Consider the following 15,363-nt stretch of genomic DNA (forward strand, 5'->3'; position numbering starts at 1 on the left):
TGGCGGCGTGCCGGAGGTATATGACCCGCTGACCGATCCTGCACCGGCGCACGATGTGCGCGCGGTGCTGCGGATCCGGGCGTTCCGGCGGCTGTGGATCGCGTTCGGGCTGTCCAGTCTCGGCGACTGGATCGGGCTGCTGGCGCTGACAGCGATGGCGAAGTCGTTCGCCGGTGACGACTACCAGGCGGCGAACTTCGCCATCGGTGGGGTGCTGTTCCTCCGGGTGCTGCCCGCACTCGTGATGGGACCCGTGGCCGGCTGGGTCGCGGACCGGCTGGACCGGCGCGCCACGATGATCATCGGCGACCTGATCCGGGCCGCGTTCTTCGTCAGTATCCCGATCGTCGGCACGCTCACCTGGGTGCTGGTGGCAACGGTCCTGATCGAGATCGTCAGCCTGGTCTGGGGTCCGGCCAAGGACGCCAGCGTGCCGAACCTGGTGCCCCGGCACCGCCTGGAGGCGGCCAACCAGCTGAGCCTGATCACGACGTACGGGACGGCGCTGCCGGCCGCGGCGATCTTCACCGCGATCACCCTGGTCAGCCGCTGGGCCGGCGATTTCGCGATCGACCTCGCGGTCTACGTGAACGCCGCGACCTTCGCCATCTCGGCCCTCGCGATCGTGTCGGTCTCCGAGATCGGCCGTGCGATCCACGAGCACGAGCAACACCCGACGCTGTGGCGGACGATGGTTGAGGGCTGGTCCTACGTGACCGGTACGCCGGTCGTCCGTGGGCTCGTGGTCGGGATCTCCGGCGCGTTCGCGGCCGGTGCGGTCGTGATCGGCCTCGGCCGCACGTACGTCGAGGACCTCGATGCCGGCGACCCTGGGTACGGCGTCCTGTTCGGAGCGGTCTTCGGTGGTCTCGCGCTCGGGATGGGGTTCGCGCCGCGGATCTTCTCCGGGTTGTCGCGGCGGCGGTTGTTCGCGGCCGGTCTGGTCGGATCGGGGATCTGCCTGGCCGGGCTGGCGCTGATCCAGCAGATCGAGATCGCCACGATGATCGCGATCCTGCTCGGGTTCAACGCCGGTGCGTCCTGGGTCTCGGGATACACCCTGCTCGGTCTCGAGGTGCCGGACGCCGTTCGGGGCCGCACCTTCGCGTTCGTGCAGTCGGCTGTGCGGACGGTGCTCGCGGTCACGCTCGCGATCGCGCCGTTCGTGGCCGGTGCGATCGGGCGCCACACCTACTCGATCTCCGGCCATTCGGTGACCTACAACGGCGCCTCGATGACGATGCTGATCGCTGCGGTCGTGGCCGGCGTGATCGGGCTGCTGGCATGGCGGCAGATGGACGACCGACCCGGCGTACCGTTCTGGCGAGACCTGCGGCGCAGCTTCGGCAAGACGCCAGGGGTCTATCCGACCACCGGGCTGTTCATCGCCCTTGAGGGCGGTGAGGGTGCGGGCAAGTCGACGCAGTCCGCGTTGCTCGTGAAGTGGCTGGAGGAGCAGGGGCAGCAGGTTCTGCTGACGCGGGAGCCGGGTGCGACCGACCTCGGTCAGAAGCTGCGGGAGATCATCCTCGACCCTGCGACCGGTGACATCTCGGACCGGGCCGAGGCGCTGATCTACGCGGCCGACAAGGCCGAGCACGTCGACTCGGTGATCAAACCCGCGCTCAAGTCGGGCGCGGTCGTGATCACCGATCGGTACGTCGATTCTGCCCTGGCCTACCAGGGTTCCGGGCGCGACCTGAACGTGTCGGATGTCGAGCGGGTGAACCGCTGGGCCACCGACGACCTCCGCCCGAACCTGACCGTCGTGCTCGACCTGCCCCCGAAGAACGGGCTCGGCCGGTTCGCCGAGCGGGACCGGATCGAGGCCCAGTCGGCTGACTTCCATGAGCGGGTCCGCGCAGCCTTCCTCGAGCTCGCTGCCGCCGAACCCCAGCACTACCTGGTCATCGACGCCACCCAGGACCGCGAGCAGATCGCCGAGCAGATCCGCGCCCGCCTGCAACCCCTCCTCCCAAAGGTGAACTGATGACTGTCTGGGATGACTTGGTCGGTCAGGAGCCGGCGGTCGCCGTGCTGCGGAAGGCTGTGAGTGGTGCCTCGGCGGCGGTGCGGGGTGAATCCGGGGCTGCGGTGGTCGGGATGACGCATGCGTGGCTGATCACCGGGCCGCCGGGATCGGGGCGATCGAATGCGGGGCGCGCGTTTGCGGCAGCTCTGCAGTGCCACCAGGACGGCTGTGGTGAGTGCAAGAACTGCCAGACAGTGCTCACCGGAGCGCATCCGGATGTGTCGCTGATCCGCACCGAGTTGCTGTCGATCCGGGTCAGTGAGATCCGGGAGCTGGTTCGCCGGGCCGCGATGAGCCCGACGCAGGGCCGGTGGCAGGTGATGGTGATCGAGGATGCCGACCGGCTTACCGAGCAGGCGGCGGACGCGTTGCTGAAGAGCATCGAGGAGCCCGCGCCCCGGACGGTGTGGGTGTTGTGCGCGCCGACGGTCGAGGACGTCGTGCCGACGATCCGGTCGCGGTGCCGGCTGCTGGTGCTGCGGACGCCGCCGGTCAACGCGGTGGCGCAGATGCTGGTCACGAAGCTCGGGATCGATGCGGATCTGGCCGGGTTCGCGGCGCGGGCCGCACAGGGGCATATCGGGCGGGCCCGGGCGCTGGCGCGGGACGAGGAGGTCCGGGCGCGGCGGTCGAAGGTGCTCGAGGTGCCGTTCGCGCTGCGGGATCTCGGGGCGTGTCTGAAGGCTGCGCAGCAGTTGGTCGAGGCGGCCAAGGAAGAGGCCAAGGCGAGCGCGGAGAAGGTCGACGAGAAGGAGCGGGCTGCCCTGGAGCAGGCGCTCGGCGTCGGGACCAAGGGCGCCAAGCCGCGCGAGGCGAACGCGGCGCTGAAGGAGCTCGAGGACCAGCAGAAGGCACGGGCCAAGCGCTGGGAACGCGACGTACTGGATCGGTCACTGGTCGATCTGACGGCGCTCTACCGCGACGTGCTGGTGGTGCAGACCAAGGCGGGGACCGAGCTGATCAACGCCGAACTGACCCGCCAGATCGACGCTTTGGCCGGCCGGACCACGCCGGAGCAGACGATTCGTCGGCTGGCCGCGATCACCGGTTGCCGCGAGGCGATCGAGACCAATGTCGCACCGCTGCTCGCCCTCGAGGCGATGACGATCGGCCTCTTCGAAGGCTAGCCCACTACTTGGGACGGCCGTCCGCTGACTGGACAGCCGATGTAACACCGGTGCTCGTGCGCGCGATGTCTGTGTTTGTCCGGGCAAAACAGCTCGCTCGGTCGCGCCGCCCGAACGGACCCTCATGACCCTTCCACCGATGCAGCCTGTGCGGCCGTCGCTACCGACCGCTGAGTCGTGGCTGGACGGCGTGCCGACGCCGGCGCAGCAGCGGCAGGATCGGTATGCGCTGGCTGCGCTGGTGACGAGCCTGCCCGGGCTGGTGCCGGTGTCGATGGTGCTCGCGGGGATCGCGCTGCGGCGGATCAAGCGCAACGGCGGCCGCGGGAAAAGATTCGCGTACGGCGCTCTGGTGGTCTGCCTGTGCTGGGCGATCTTCACCGGGGTCGCGGTCGCGCTCGGGCTGTACGGGCAGTTGCGGGACGGGGTCGGGCGGACGGTACCGATCGCGCAGGTCGAGGTCGGGCGCTGTTTCGACGCGGACCTGGAGGCGGACACGCTGCGGATGGCGCGGATCGCGAACTGCCGGACCGAGCACAGCGGCGAGGCCTACGCGAAGGTGCGGGCCGAGCTGTCCGGACGGACCACGGAAGAGACCCAGACGATCGCGACCCAGGAGTGCACGACCGCGTTCGGGACGTTCATCGGGAAGCCGTACGAACAGTCGGAGCTGGACATGTACTTCGTGGTCCTGGAGGATCGTGCTGTTGCTGACGGCAACGTGTTGTGCCTGGTCGGGATGCCGGGGACCCGGTTGAGCGGTAGCATGCGCGGGTCGCAGCGGTAGCAGGGTGCGCGGGGGAAACACCTGGGGGAAGTCGTGAGTCAACCACCGTACGGTCCGGAACCGGACCGGCCACAGGACACACCGAGGTCCTTCCCGAACTACGCACGCCCAGAAGACGACGTCACGCAGCCCGTCCCGACGGCCGAGCCCACGTTGCCGCTCCCCACCCAGTCCGTGTGGGCCGCACCGGGCCAGCCCTCCACGCCGGCGACCTCGCCGTACGGGCAGGGGCCGGGCCAACCGACGTACGGGCAGCAGCCGCCTTATGGGCAGCCGCCGGTGCACACGCCGGTGCCCTATGGACAGGCTCCGGCGCCGGCGCCGTACGGGCAGCCTCCGTACGGACAACCGCCGTACGGGCCGGGTGGGTTCCCGACGGCGTACGGGTACGGCTATCCGGGACAGGTCGGCAACAAGACGAACTCGTTCGCGATCGCCTCGCTGGTGTGTGGGCTCGGTGGGTTCGCGGTCGGTATCTCCGCGCCGTTCGGGGTCGGGTTCGGGGTCGCGGCGCTGGTGCAGCTCAAGCGCCGGCCGCACGAGGACGGCAAGGGGATGGCGATCGCCGGGATCATCACCGGCGGGGTCCTCACCCTCGGCTTCACCTTGATGATCGTGGGGATCGTCGCCCTCGGGTTGTGGGCCGACGGCCAGGACGACTACGGCGCGCCGTACTCCGGGCCGAGCACGTCGTACTCCGGCACGTACGTCGAGGAGCTGGCCGTCGGTGAGTGTTTCGACGACGGCAACGAGGACGGCGAGGTGACGCGCAAGGACTGCACCAGCCCGCACGACGGTGAGGTCGTCTCCAACGTCACCCTCCCCGAGGGCCCCTATCCGGGTGCCAGCAAGCTGGACCAGATCGCGAAGAGCCGTTGCTCCGCCGAGTTCGCGACGTACGTCGGCAAGAGTGCCGACAAGTCCGAGTTCGACCTGCTGTGGCGGGTTCCGGACGAGACGCTCTGGGACGAGGACCACGACCGCCTGGTCGTCTGCAGCGCGTACGGCGAATACCTCACCGGGTCCGTCAAGGGCACCAAACGCTAGGACGGCAAGTACGCTGACGGCGTGGGCATGGTGATGGCGGTGTCGTTCGAGCGGTACGGGCGGCTGTATTACCTGGATCCCGGACCGCATCGACCGCGGGTCGGGGACAAGGTGCTGGTCCCGACCGACGACGGTCCCGAGGTCGCCGAGTGCGTGTGGGCGCCGCAGTTCGTGACCGAGGAGATCGGCGGGCTGCCGCTGTGTGACGGGATCGCGACCCCGGCCGACCTGGACCGCGACGAGCAGAACCGGCAGCGCCGGGCCGATGCCCGGGTGATCGCCAAGCGGCTGATCCGCCAGCACGACCTGCCGATGAAGGTGGTCGGGATCGACTTCGTCGACCGGCGGGCCGATGTCGACCAGCTGGTGATCGTGTACTTCTCCGCGCCGCACCGGGTGGATTTCCGCGAGCTCGTGCGGGATCTGGCCCGTGGGCTGCGGGCGCGGATCGAGCTCCGCCAGGTCGGCGCGCGCGACGAGGCCCGGCTGCAGGGCGGGATCGGGCCGTGCGGGCGGGACCTGTGCTGTGCGACGTTCCTGAAGGACTTCGAGCCGGTCAGCGTGCGGATGGCGAAGGACCAGGACCTGCCGCTGAACCCGCTGAAGATCTCGGGCGCGTGCGGGCGGCTGATGTGCTGCCTGAAGTACGAGCACCCGCTCTACCAGGAGTACAACGCGAAGGCCCCGGCCGTCGGGACCGCGGTGGAGACCCCCGCGGGTGATGGAGTGGTCGTCGGGCACAACGTGCCGAGCGACACCGTCGTGGTCCGGCTGGCAGCTTCCGGCCGGCGCTGCGCCTGCAGTCGCGCGGACGTGTGCTCCCCGCGCCAGCAGTACGAAGCCTCCAGTACGACGACACCTGACGCCGTACCGGTTGAGCTTCCGGCGCCTGTACGCCGGGAGCCGAAGCCCGAGCCGCAGATCGTGGAACCGGTGGCTGAGGCAGCACCGGAGACGACCGAGGAGCGGCGGCAGCGGAAGCCCCGGCGCCGGCGCCGCCTGAACCACGAAGAAGGAGAAGCTGAGCAGTGAGATTCCGCAGGACGACCGTCGTACTGGCCGCTCTTGCGGTACTGCTGAGTGGATGTGGCGTGGCGAGCCGGGCGCAGGATGCGGACGCCGGTGGAAGTGGTGGGCCGAGCGGGAGGCCGCCGACCGGTCCGGCCGGTCCGATCCCTGCTGGGCTGGAGCAGTTCTACAACCAGAAGCCGGATTGGGAGCGCTGCGGCAGTAATCAGCAGTGCGCGACGATCAAGGTGCCGCTGGACTACAGCAAGCCCGCCGGCAAGACGATCGAGTTGAGCGCGCGCAAGGTGCTCGCCCGCGACCGCGCCGGCCGGATCGGCACGCTGTTCATCAACCCGGGTGGACCGGGTGGCTCGGGGGTGGAGTTCGCCGCCTCGGCCGGGTTCGTGCTCGGGGCGTCGCTGCTGCGGAAGTTCGACGTGATCGGCTGGGATCCGCGCGGCGTCGGCCAGTCGACGCCGGTGAACTGCCTGGACACCGAGCAGCTGGACAAGTTCATCGCCGCCGACGGCAGTCCCGACGACGACGCCGAGATCACCGCGCTGAACGACGAGGCCAAAACCCTGGCCGACGGCTGCGAGCGGGAATCGGGTGAGCTGCTGCCACACGTGGGCACGAAGGACGCCGCCCGCGATATCGACGTACTGCGCGGGATCGTCGGGGACGCCCAGCTGAACTACCTGGGGATGTCGTACGGCACCTTCCTCGGCGCGACGTACGCCGAACTCTTCCCGAAGAACGTCGGCCGGCTGGTGCTCGACGGTGCTGTCGATCCGGCGAACACGTCGCAGGACAACAACATCGCGCAGGCGAAGGGTTTCGACACCGCGCTGGACGCCTTTGCCGAGGAGTGTGCGCAGCGGCAGTGCCGGCTGGGTAGCAGCAAGACCGAGGTCCTGGCCAAGGTCGACCAGCTGATCAACGACAGCGACGCGAAGCCGCTGCCGGGCACCGGCGACCGCGAGGTCACGCAGGCGATCGTCGTACTCGGAGTCATCTATCCGCTGTACGCGAAGGACCTGTGGCCGCGGCTCGAGGATGCGGTTCTCGACGGACTGGAGGGCAAGGGTGCACGGCTGCTCGCGCTCGCCGACCAGTACACCGAGCGTGAGAGCTCCGGTTACGCGAACAATCAGAACGAGGTCATCTACGCGGTGAACTGCGTGGATCGCCCGGATATCGCCTCGGTCGCGCAGGCCAAGGCCGAGGAGCCGAAGTACAAGGCGGCCTCCCCGCGGTTCGGGTCGTTCCTGCTCTGGGGCTCACTGGCCTGTGCGAACTGGCCGGTCAAGCCGGAGGACAAGCCGCACCCGATCAAGGCCGCCGGCGCGAAGCCGATCGTCGTGGTCGGTACGACGCGTGACCCGGCCACGCCGTACGCATGGTCCGTCGGACTCGCGAAGCAGCTGGAGAGCGGCGTACTGGTCACGCGCGACGGCGACGGTCACACCGGCTACAAGGCCGGCAACCAGTGCGTCGACAACGTCGTGGAGACCTACCTGCTGCAGGGCCAGGCACCGACCGCCGACATCAGCTGCTAGGGCGTGTCTCTTAAGCCCACGCCTACTGCGCTGCACCCGGCACGGCACCTCGCCGCACTGGAGGAAAGGCCACGATGGAAAAGCATCGAGGCCTCCCCTCCAGCACGCCGAGCTACCGCACCGGGCACATGCTCGCTACGGCGCGGACTCAAGAGACACGCCCTAGTTCGGGCGGTCGTCCGACAGTTGCAGGGTCTGGGTGGCGCGCTCGAGGACGGCCCGTAGTGCGGCCTCGTCCTGTGGGCGGCCACCGACGGTGATCTCGGCCGCGGTGTTGTCGCCGTTGTCGGTGGAGATCCAGCGGGACAGGCCCATCCGTGGCCCGCGGGCGTCATCGACGTACGTGTAGACGAGCGTGCCGTTGTCGCGGCTGAGCACCTTGAGCTGCTGCTCCTGGATGCTGCGCTCGCGCTCACTCACCTGGCGCTCGGGGGACTTGCTGCTGCCGCGGGTGTCGAAGCGGATCTGCCAGACGCCGGTCGGATCCAGGAACCGCGGCCGCTGGCCGTTCTGGGTGACCTTCCACGTCGAGGGGACCTCGGCGGAGGCCGGCTCCCGGTCGGTGCCGAAGGTCTGCGCCGTGTACTGCAGGCTGTCGGCCTGCAGACCGTCGCCGCGGGGCGTGGTACTCGGAGGGGTCTGACTGGTCACGACATCGGTGGCTCTTTTGTCGTCGCCGTTCCTGATGCTGTTGATGGCCAGCACGCTGCCGAAGACTGCAACACCGACGGTCATCCCCGCCAGTGTCATCAGCAGTGCCTGGTGCCTGGGCGTGAGCATCCCGACCTCTCCCTGCCAATTTAATCCAGCCGTTTCTACCGGCTTGATTATCGACTACGAAGGGGGCGCGATCACAATTGACGCGTACGCTGGCTCGTCGTGAGCACGCCCTTTGATCAGGCCCTGGAGCGGTACGACGCGGGCACGGCCGAGCGCCCCGACCTGAAACTGCTGACGAAGGAGCTGCTGAAGCTCCTGGTCGCCAAGGCCCCCGGACATGCGGTCGAAGTCCGCGTCCCGCCGTACGGCGCGGTGCAGTGCATCGAGGGCCCGCGCCACACCCGCGGAACGCCGGGCGCGGTGGTCGAGCTGCCACCCGAGCTGTGGATCGAGCTCGCCCTCGGCCGGACCACCTGGCCCGAGGCCCGTAGTACCGGGAAACTGCGCGCGAGTGGTGAACGCACCGACCTCAGCGAATTGTTGCCCTTGGTAACCATATGATCACTGAAATGGCCAGAAACAAGGCATGAAGAGGCCGCGACACCCCGCCCCGGGTGCCGCGGCTACTTACAAGACGCACCGAGAAGCCGGAAAGTTCACAAACCGAAGAAATTCGGCAGGAAATTTTCTCAGCGGCCGGCGGTGTTGGTGCGCCAGACCACCGTGCGGCCGTTCACGATCTGGAGGTCGCCGCTGTTCTGCAGGACCAGCACGGAGCCCTTGCGGGTGGTCTTGCTGGACCACAGCGCCTTCTTGGCGGCGCTGTAGACGACCAGGTTGCCGTCACCCTGCATGGCCACGAAGGCGCCCTTGCTCTGGGTCTTGGTGCTCCACAGCGGGGTCTTGCCCTTGTAGAGGACGAAGTTTCCGTCACCCTGCATGTACGCCCGGTAGGTGCGGTTCACGGACGTCATGAACTCCGGGTACTTCAGCACCCGGTTCATCCCGAGGGTGCCGACCACCATGTAGCGGCTCCAGTTCGGCTTGTTCCGGGTGTTGTAGATGACCAGGTTGTTGTCGTTCTGCACGACGAGCCGGGCGTTCGGGCTGGTGCCGGTGTTGCTCTGCCAGACGACAGTCTTGCCGGAGACGACCTCCAGGTTGCCGTTCTTCTGCATCACCAGGACGGAGGCCTTGCGGTTGGTCGCGGTCGACCAGAGTGCGGTCTTGCCCTTGTAGAGCACCGCATTGCCGTCGGACTGCATGAGGAACGTGTACTGGCCGTTCTTGGAACGGATGTAGTTACCGGCCTTCAGCTTCTGGCCCGGCTGGAGGACGTCCGAGACCGCCGTGGCCTGGGTGACCGCGGCAGGTGCCGTGGCGGTACTGGTCGTGGCCTGCGCGGCCACGGGCGCAAGCAGGGTGGCACCGGCGGCGGCCCCCGCGGCGAGGGTGGCGAACACCTTGGTGCGTACCGACTTGGTCGAGATCATCCGGTTCTCTCCGTCTTCGACAGGGTCTGTGACATGCAGGGAGATTGACGCCGAGGGCAACCAATCGGTTCCACGGTAGGGAGAAAAGGGTTCTTCGCCTGGGGGCAGCTGCTGACAGGATGTGGCGGTGGCAGCAAGTTTCCGAGCGCGGCTGGCCCGGCTGCGTGTCGACCTGACTCCGTGGCGTGGTTCCCGTGACTTCCGGATCCTGGTGGTCTCGGGCTCGATCTTCTTTCTCGGCAGCATGTTCGGGTACGTCGCCCTGCCCTACCAGCTGTATTCGCTGACCCACTCGAACTTCGCGGTCGGCGCGATGGGCCTGGTCAACATCGTCCCGCTGGTCGTCTTCGGCCTGTACGGCGGCGCCCTCGCCGATCACGTGGATCGCCGAAAGATGCTCATCTTCACCGGCGTCGCGCAGGTCGCCGTCTGCGCCGTACTGCTGAGCAACGCGCTACTGAGCAACCCGCAGGTCTGGATCATCTACGTCTGTGGCGCACTGAACGCGATCGCCGCATCACTGCAGCGGCCGAGCCGGGACGCGCTGTTCCCGCGTGTGGTCAAGCACTCGGAGTTGCCGGCCGCGGTCGCGCTGAACGCTCTGACCATGCAGGCCGGTCAACTGGTCGGCCCTGCGCTGGGTGGTGTGCTGGTCGGGACCGCCGGGATCAGCTGGGCCTTCGGTATCGAGCTGGCCGGGTTGGCGATCGCAACGCTGATGTACCTGCGACTCAAGCCGTACCGGGTCGGCGAGCACTCCGAACCGCCGAGCCTGCGCGGCATCGCCGACGGCATCAAGTACGCCGCGCGCCGCAAGGACCTGCTCGGGACGTACGTCGTCGACATGGTCGGCATGTTCATGGCGATGCCGATCGTGCTGTTCCCGGCGTTCGCCACCGAGGTGCTGAAGGAACCGAAGCTGCTCGGTGCGCTCTACAGCGCGGAGGCTGTCGGCGCGATGGTCGCGACCCTGACCAGCGGCTGGACCCGCCGTGTCCATCACCACGGCCGGGCCGTCGTGATGGCGGCCGCCTGCTGGGGCGCGGCGATCGGGATCGCCGGTCTCGCGCCGAATATCTGGTTCGCGCTCGTCTTCCTCGCCTTCGCCGGCGCCGCGGACCTGGTCTCCGGCCTGTTCCGCGCGGTGATCTGGAACCAGACGATCCCGGACGAGATGCGCGGCCGGCTGGCCGGAATCGAGATGCTCTCCTACATGCTCGGCCCGCTCGGTGGCCAGGCCCGGTCCGGCCTGGTCGCCGACCTGACCAGCGTCCGGACGTCGATCGTCAGCGGCGGCATCCTGTGTGTGGCCGGCGTCGCGGCCACCGGCGCCGCCCTGCGCGACTTCTGGCGGTACGACGCTCGCACCGACGAGCACGCGGTCCGCGAACGCGATCTGCGGGCCGCGGCGGAAGCGGACGAAGCGTAGGCTTTGGCGCACTATGCGTATCCTGCCGCTCGCTTTTGTCGCAGTGCTCGTCAGTGGGTGCGGTGGCCCCGGGCAGGAGACGGCACCGAGCGTGCCGCCGCTGGTGCCGATCAGCACGACTCCTCCCCAGACGCCGTCGTCCACTCCATCGAGTACCCCGCCGACCGCCAAGGTCGCCGAGACGGTGTGCGTTCGGATGGATCAACCGCTCGTGCAGGCGACACTCGGCGTACCGGCCGTGCAGATTCAGCCCAAGACCCCGCCGGCCGACTTCGGCGTACCGGTGACGTATGACACCTGTCAGCTCGGCCTGAGTACCAGTCCGAACGGACCGGTGCTGAGGGTCGGGGTGTCGGTGCAGGACGCGACGAAGGCCACACTCGCCGCGGTGCAGAAGGTGTTCAAAGGCAAGCCTGCAGTCGTCGGCGAAGGCGGCTTCGGAACCGACACAACAGTGGTGTTCCTGTTCGACGGTCGCCTCTACAAGGTCTCCGGGCCGAAGGCGACCCTCGCGAAGTACGTCGTACTGGGGCAGGAGGTGGTCCGGCAGGTGGGTGGGCTGCCCGCGCCGGAGCCGACGATCGCGCGGCCGGATTGCGAGCGGGGATCGTCGGCCGCGGCCAGGGTGATGGGTTCGCCGACACTGTTCCGGCGGGACGGTCAGACCGAGGCCGGGGACCTGGTCTGCGGGTGGGTTTCCGCGAACAGCGTGCTGTCCACGTCAGTACGCCGTACTCCGAAGGCCATGGCGTTGATGGCGGCGATCCGGAAGGCGCCGACCGCCCAGTCGATCCCGCTGGGTGACGAGGGGTACGTCGACACCGCGACCGGGCGGACCACGATCCGGCTCGGTGAGAGCAAACTCCTCGACCTGGTGCCGCTGCCCGCGCGGGCGGTCAACCCGGACACGATGACGCAGTTCGCGCTCGCGATGATTTCGCGGTACCGCTGAATCTGCTGTACATGCGACGGGTTCGCGGGTGTTACTGTGGCCGCGCCGTGGTGCTCGGGAAGCCGGTGTGATGCCGGAGCGGCCCTCGCCACTGTGATCGGGAGTTCACCGACAGTCCCTCTTGAGGGAGGTCACTGGCCCTGCGCTGGGAAGACCCGCCGGTGAACTGAGTCCCGTCAGCCAGGAGACCGGCCACGGCATGTGATCCGTCCACGAGGTGCTGGAGGAGCGGTTCCGTGCTGCGTCAGTCCGTTGTCCCTGTCATTCTTCTGAGCCTGCTGGCCGGCTGTGGCACGTCCACCGCGGCCAGTCCGCCGGGATCGACGATCACCGTGCAGAACTGCGGGATCGACGTCACCGTGAGCGGTCCGCCGGAGCGCGTGTTCGCGGCGTACCAGCCGGCCATCGAGATGGCGCATGCGCTGGGTATCTCCGAGCGCCTGGTCGGTACGGCGTACCTGGATGCCGAGGTGCTCCCGGAGTACGCGAGCGCTCAGTCCAAGGCGAAGTACTACAAGAACCTGCCCAGCCGGGAGGAGTTGCTCGCGGCGAACCCGGACTTCGTGCTGTCCGGGTTCAACGACGTGTTCAGCGCCGGCGGTGGCAGCGACGAGAGCTTCGGGAGCCGCAAGAGCCTGGCCGAGCTCGGGGTCCAGACCTGGATCTTCAGCCCGCTCTGCCCGACCGCGGACGGTAAGGGCGACGAGGCGATCGATCCGGCGAGCGTCACGATGGACAACGTGTACGCCGATCTGCGCGGTCTCGGCAAGCTGTTCGGGGTCGAGGCCCGGGCCGAAGAGGTGATCGCCGATCAGGAGAAGCGGATCGCCGCGGTCGAGACGAAGGTGAAGAACGCACCGAAGCCGACCGTCGCGATTCTGCGGCCCGGGATGGAAGGCGGCGGGCTGACCGTCTCCGGCGGACCGGACTTCGGGACCGTGCTGATCAAGCAGGCCGGTGGAGTGAACGCCTTCACCGACCTGACGGCCAAGCGGAACGTGAAGATCGGCGTCGAGGAGCTGATCAAGCGCAACCCCGACTACCTCCTGATCAGCGGCTGCTGTGACGCGGCTCTGACACCGGCCTCGTCACAGGCCGAAGTGGACAAGATTCTCGCGAACCCGGCCTTCCAGAATCTCAAGGCGGTCCGCAACAAACACGTCGTACCGTGGCTGTTCGCGAACCACTCGGCCGGGGTGCGTGGTGCGCATACGACCGAGGACATCGCCAAGACGATTCACGCTGACCTGTTCAAATGAGGTGGCGTGCGGCCGGCCTGCTCTTGTGCGTCGCCGTTCTCGCGGTCTCCGTCCTGCTGTCCTTGAGTGTCGGGAACCAGTATTTCGGGGCGCATGACGTCTACCTGGCGCTGGCGAACTTCACCGGGAGCGACAACGATCGCGTGATCCGGTATCTGCGGATGCCGCGGACAGGTGCTGGTCTGCTGGCGGGTGCGGCGCTCGGTCTGGCGGGTGCGTTGATGCAGGGCGTGACGCGTAACCCGCTGGCGGATCCGGGGATTCTCGGGGTGAACGCCGGTGCCGCGCTGGCCGTGGTCGGGGCGATCGGGGTGCTGGGTGTGCACAGCCTGACCGGGTACGTGTGGTTTGCGATGGGTGGAGCGCTGGTGGCGACTGTGGTCGTCTATCTGGTCGGCGCGATCGGGCGGGGCGGTGCGACGCCGGTGAAGCTCGCGCTGGCCGGGGCGGCGATCTCCGCGCTGCTGGGGTCGGTGACGTCGGCGATCACGTTGCTCGATCTGTCGACGTTGAACGAATTCCGGTTCTGGGTGGTCGGGTCGCTCACGCTGGCTACCGGGTCGGTGATCGGCCAGGCCGTTCCGTTTGTTGCTGTGGGCATCGTTCTGGCGTTGGTTCTCGGGCGGTCGCTGAATCAGCTCGCGCTGGGTGACGAGCTGGCGCGCTCACTGGGTACGCGGGTTACGTTGGTGCGGGTGATGGCTGGGCTGGCGGTTGTCGTTCTTGCTGGTACGGCGACTGCGATCGCTGGGCCGATCGGGTTCCTCGGGCTCGCCGTACCGCATGTGGCGCGGACGCTTGTCGGGGCGGACTATCGCTGGATTCTCCCGTGGTCGATGGTGCTGGCGCCCGCCGTACTGCTGCTTGCCGATGTCGTTGGGCGGTTGGTGGCTCGTCCGGATGAGCTGCAGGTCGGGATCATTACCGCGGTCATCGGTGCGCCGGTGTTCATCGCGCTGGTTCGCCGTCGTCGGTTGGCGGCGCTGTGAAAACGCTTCGGGTTGGTCGGGTCTCCACGCGCGTGGATGTTTCCAGCCTGGTCTGGTCGACTGTTGCGTGGGTGCTGGCTCTCGCTGTCGGCGCGTTCTCGCTGACTCGGGGCGACTATCAGATTCCGTTGTCGTTGGTGCTGGAGACCCTGAGTGGCCAGGGGACGTTGATCCTCAACGACATTGTGGTCAACAACCGGCTTCCACGGGTTCTGGTCGGGATCGGCGTCGGTACGGCGTTCGGCGTTTCGGGGGCGATCTTCCAGCGGCTGGCTCGCAATCCGCTGGTCAGCCCGGACCTGATCGGGGTCAACGCCGGGGCCGCGCTGGCCGCCGTACTGATGATCACTGTGCTCGGTAGTGGGTGGATCCCGGGTGGTGCGCTGCTGGGGTCGTTGCTTGCGGCAACCGCCGTGTACATGCTCGCTTATCGTGATGGGGTCTCCGGCTATCGACTTGTCCTCGTCGGCATCGGGGTGACGGCGATCATTGGCTCGGTCACTGCGTACCTGTTGACGCTGGCCGACATCTATACCGCGAAGAGTGCCTCGCAGTGGCTGGCTGGGAGTCTGTCCGGTCGCACGTGGTCGCATGCCGTGCTGATCGGGGCGGCACTCATGGTCCTGTTGCCGGCGGCGCTCGCCGGCGCTCGGCAGCTGCGGTTGCTGGAACTCGGTGACGACCTGGCGCGGACCCTGTCCGGTCGCGTGGAGCTGTCCCGGGCACTGCTGATCGCAGTCGGGGTTGCCCTGGCTGCGTTGGCGACGGCGGCCGCGGGACCGATCGCCTTCGTGGCTCTGGTGGCGCCGCAACTGGCACGGCGGTTGGTGGCCGAACGCGTTGCCGGGCTGCTGATGGCCGGTGCGCTTGGCGCGTTGCTGGTGGTCGCATCCGACCTCGTCGCCCGGGAGATCTTCGCGCCGACCCAGTTGCCGGTCGGCATCGTGACCGCGTTCCTGGGAGCGCCGTACCTGCTCGTCCTGATGGCTCGCGCCAACCGCATCGGCCGGGGAGGCTGACA

The 15,363-nt window shown here is 68.2% G+C and carries 14 protein-coding genes and 1 riboswitch; of the genes, 12 read left to right on the forward strand and 2 right to left on the reverse strand.

Features of this window, described 5'->3' with window-relative positions:
• Nucleotides 1-7 precede the first annotated feature (7 nt).
• From tmk to ACFCV3_RS07365, 6 genes are all read left to right on the forward strand, one after another.
• Nucleotides 8-1,990 (forward strand): dTMP kinase, encoded by a 1,983-nt coding sequence (gene tmk, locus ACFCV3_RS07340; protein ID WP_376027098.1) that lies wholly within the window; start codon nucleotides 8-10, stop codon nucleotides 1,988-1,990.
• Nucleotides 1,990-3,159, forward strand: a complete 1,170-nt coding sequence (locus ACFCV3_RS07345; protein ID WP_376027101.1) for a DNA polymerase III subunit delta' — start codon at nucleotides 1,990-1,992, stop codon at nucleotides 3,157-3,159. The genes tmk and ACFCV3_RS07345 overlap by 1 nt, the downstream gene beginning before the upstream one ends.
• A gap of 139 nt (nucleotides 3,160-3,298) precedes the next feature.
• On the forward strand, nucleotides 3,299-3,946 hold the full coding sequence (locus ACFCV3_RS07350) for a DUF4190 domain-containing protein (RefSeq protein WP_376027103.1): 648 nt from the start codon (nucleotides 3,299-3,301) through the stop codon (nucleotides 3,944-3,946).
• 33 nt (nucleotides 3,947-3,979) lie between these two features.
• A complete protein-coding gene (locus tag ACFCV3_RS07355; RefSeq protein ID WP_376027105.1) occupies nucleotides 3,980-4,993 on the forward strand; it encodes a DUF4190 domain-containing protein in 1,014 nt (337 codons plus the stop codon).
• Between the two features lie 27 nt (nucleotides 4,994-5,020).
• Nucleotides 5,021-6,025, forward strand: a complete 1,005-nt coding sequence (locus tag ACFCV3_RS07360) for a stage 0 sporulation family protein (RefSeq protein ID WP_376028696.1) — start codon at nucleotides 5,021-5,023, stop codon at nucleotides 6,023-6,025.
• On the forward strand, nucleotides 6,022-7,560 hold the full coding sequence (locus ACFCV3_RS07365) for an alpha/beta hydrolase (protein WP_376027107.1): 1,539 nt from the start codon (nucleotides 6,022-6,024) through the stop codon (nucleotides 7,558-7,560). Before ACFCV3_RS07360 ends, ACFCV3_RS07365 begins: the two co-directional genes overlap by 4 nt.
• A gap of 162 nt (nucleotides 7,561-7,722) precedes the next feature.
• Here ACFCV3_RS07365 and ACFCV3_RS07370 read toward each other — a convergent pair whose 3' ends face one another.
• Nucleotides 7,723-8,340, reverse strand: a complete 618-nt coding sequence (locus ACFCV3_RS07370; RefSeq protein WP_376027108.1) for a hypothetical protein — start codon at nucleotides 8,338-8,340, stop codon at nucleotides 7,723-7,725.
• 99 nt (nucleotides 8,341-8,439) lie between these two features.
• Between ACFCV3_RS07370 and ACFCV3_RS07375 the strand changes: the two genes are divergently transcribed.
• Entirely contained in the window at nucleotides 8,440-8,781 is a 342-nt protein-coding gene (locus tag ACFCV3_RS07375) for a sterol carrier family protein (protein ID WP_376027109.1), read from the forward strand.
• Nucleotides 8,782-8,909: 128 nt separating this feature from the next.
• Here the strand turns inward: ACFCV3_RS07375 and ACFCV3_RS07380 are convergent, their stop codons facing one another.
• Complete coding sequence (locus ACFCV3_RS07380) at nucleotides 8,910-9,713, reverse strand: hypothetical protein (protein ID WP_376027111.1); 804 nt, start codon at nucleotides 9,711-9,713, stop codon at nucleotides 8,910-8,912.
• A 127-nt stretch (nucleotides 9,714-9,840) separates the two neighbouring features.
• On the opposite strand from ACFCV3_RS07380, the gene ACFCV3_RS07385 reads away from it, so the two are divergent.
• The 5 genes from ACFCV3_RS07385 (at nucleotide 9,841) to ACFCV3_RS07405 (ending at nucleotide 15,361) form a co-directional block, all read left to right on the forward strand.
• The gene (locus tag ACFCV3_RS07385) at nucleotides 9,841-11,142 is read left to right on the forward strand and encodes an MFS transporter (RefSeq protein WP_376027113.1); all 1,302 of its coding nucleotides are present in this window, start codon (nucleotides 9,841-9,843) and stop codon (nucleotides 11,140-11,142) included.
• A gap of 13 nt (nucleotides 11,143-11,155) precedes the next feature.
• A complete protein-coding gene (locus tag ACFCV3_RS07390; protein ID WP_376027116.1) occupies nucleotides 11,156-12,094 on the forward strand; it encodes a hypothetical protein in 939 nt (312 codons plus the stop codon).
• Between the two features lie 31 nt (nucleotides 12,095-12,125).
• A riboswitch (cobalamin riboswitch) is annotated at nucleotides 12,126-12,306 on the forward strand.
• Nucleotides 12,307-12,330: 24 nt separating this feature from the next.
• Nucleotides 12,331-13,353, forward strand: a complete 1,023-nt coding sequence (locus ACFCV3_RS07395; RefSeq protein WP_376027118.1) for an ABC transporter substrate-binding protein — start codon at nucleotides 12,331-12,333, stop codon at nucleotides 13,351-13,353.
• Nucleotides 13,350-14,342 (forward strand): FecCD family ABC transporter permease, encoded by a 993-nt coding sequence (locus tag ACFCV3_RS07400; RefSeq protein WP_376027121.1) that lies wholly within the window; start codon nucleotides 13,350-13,352, stop codon nucleotides 14,340-14,342. Before ACFCV3_RS07395 ends, ACFCV3_RS07400 begins: the two co-directional genes overlap by 4 nt.
• Nucleotides 14,343-14,374: 32 nt before the next feature.
• Complete coding sequence (locus ACFCV3_RS07405; protein WP_376027123.1) at nucleotides 14,375-15,361, forward strand: FecCD family ABC transporter permease; 987 nt, start codon at nucleotides 14,375-14,377, stop codon at nucleotides 15,359-15,361.
• The last annotated feature ends 2 nt before the right edge of the window (nucleotides 15,362-15,363 follow it).

This window comes from Kribbella sp. NPDC056345, from assembly GCF_042262745.1.
GTDB lineage: Bacteria > Actinomycetota > Actinomycetes > Propionibacteriales > Kribbellaceae > Kribbella.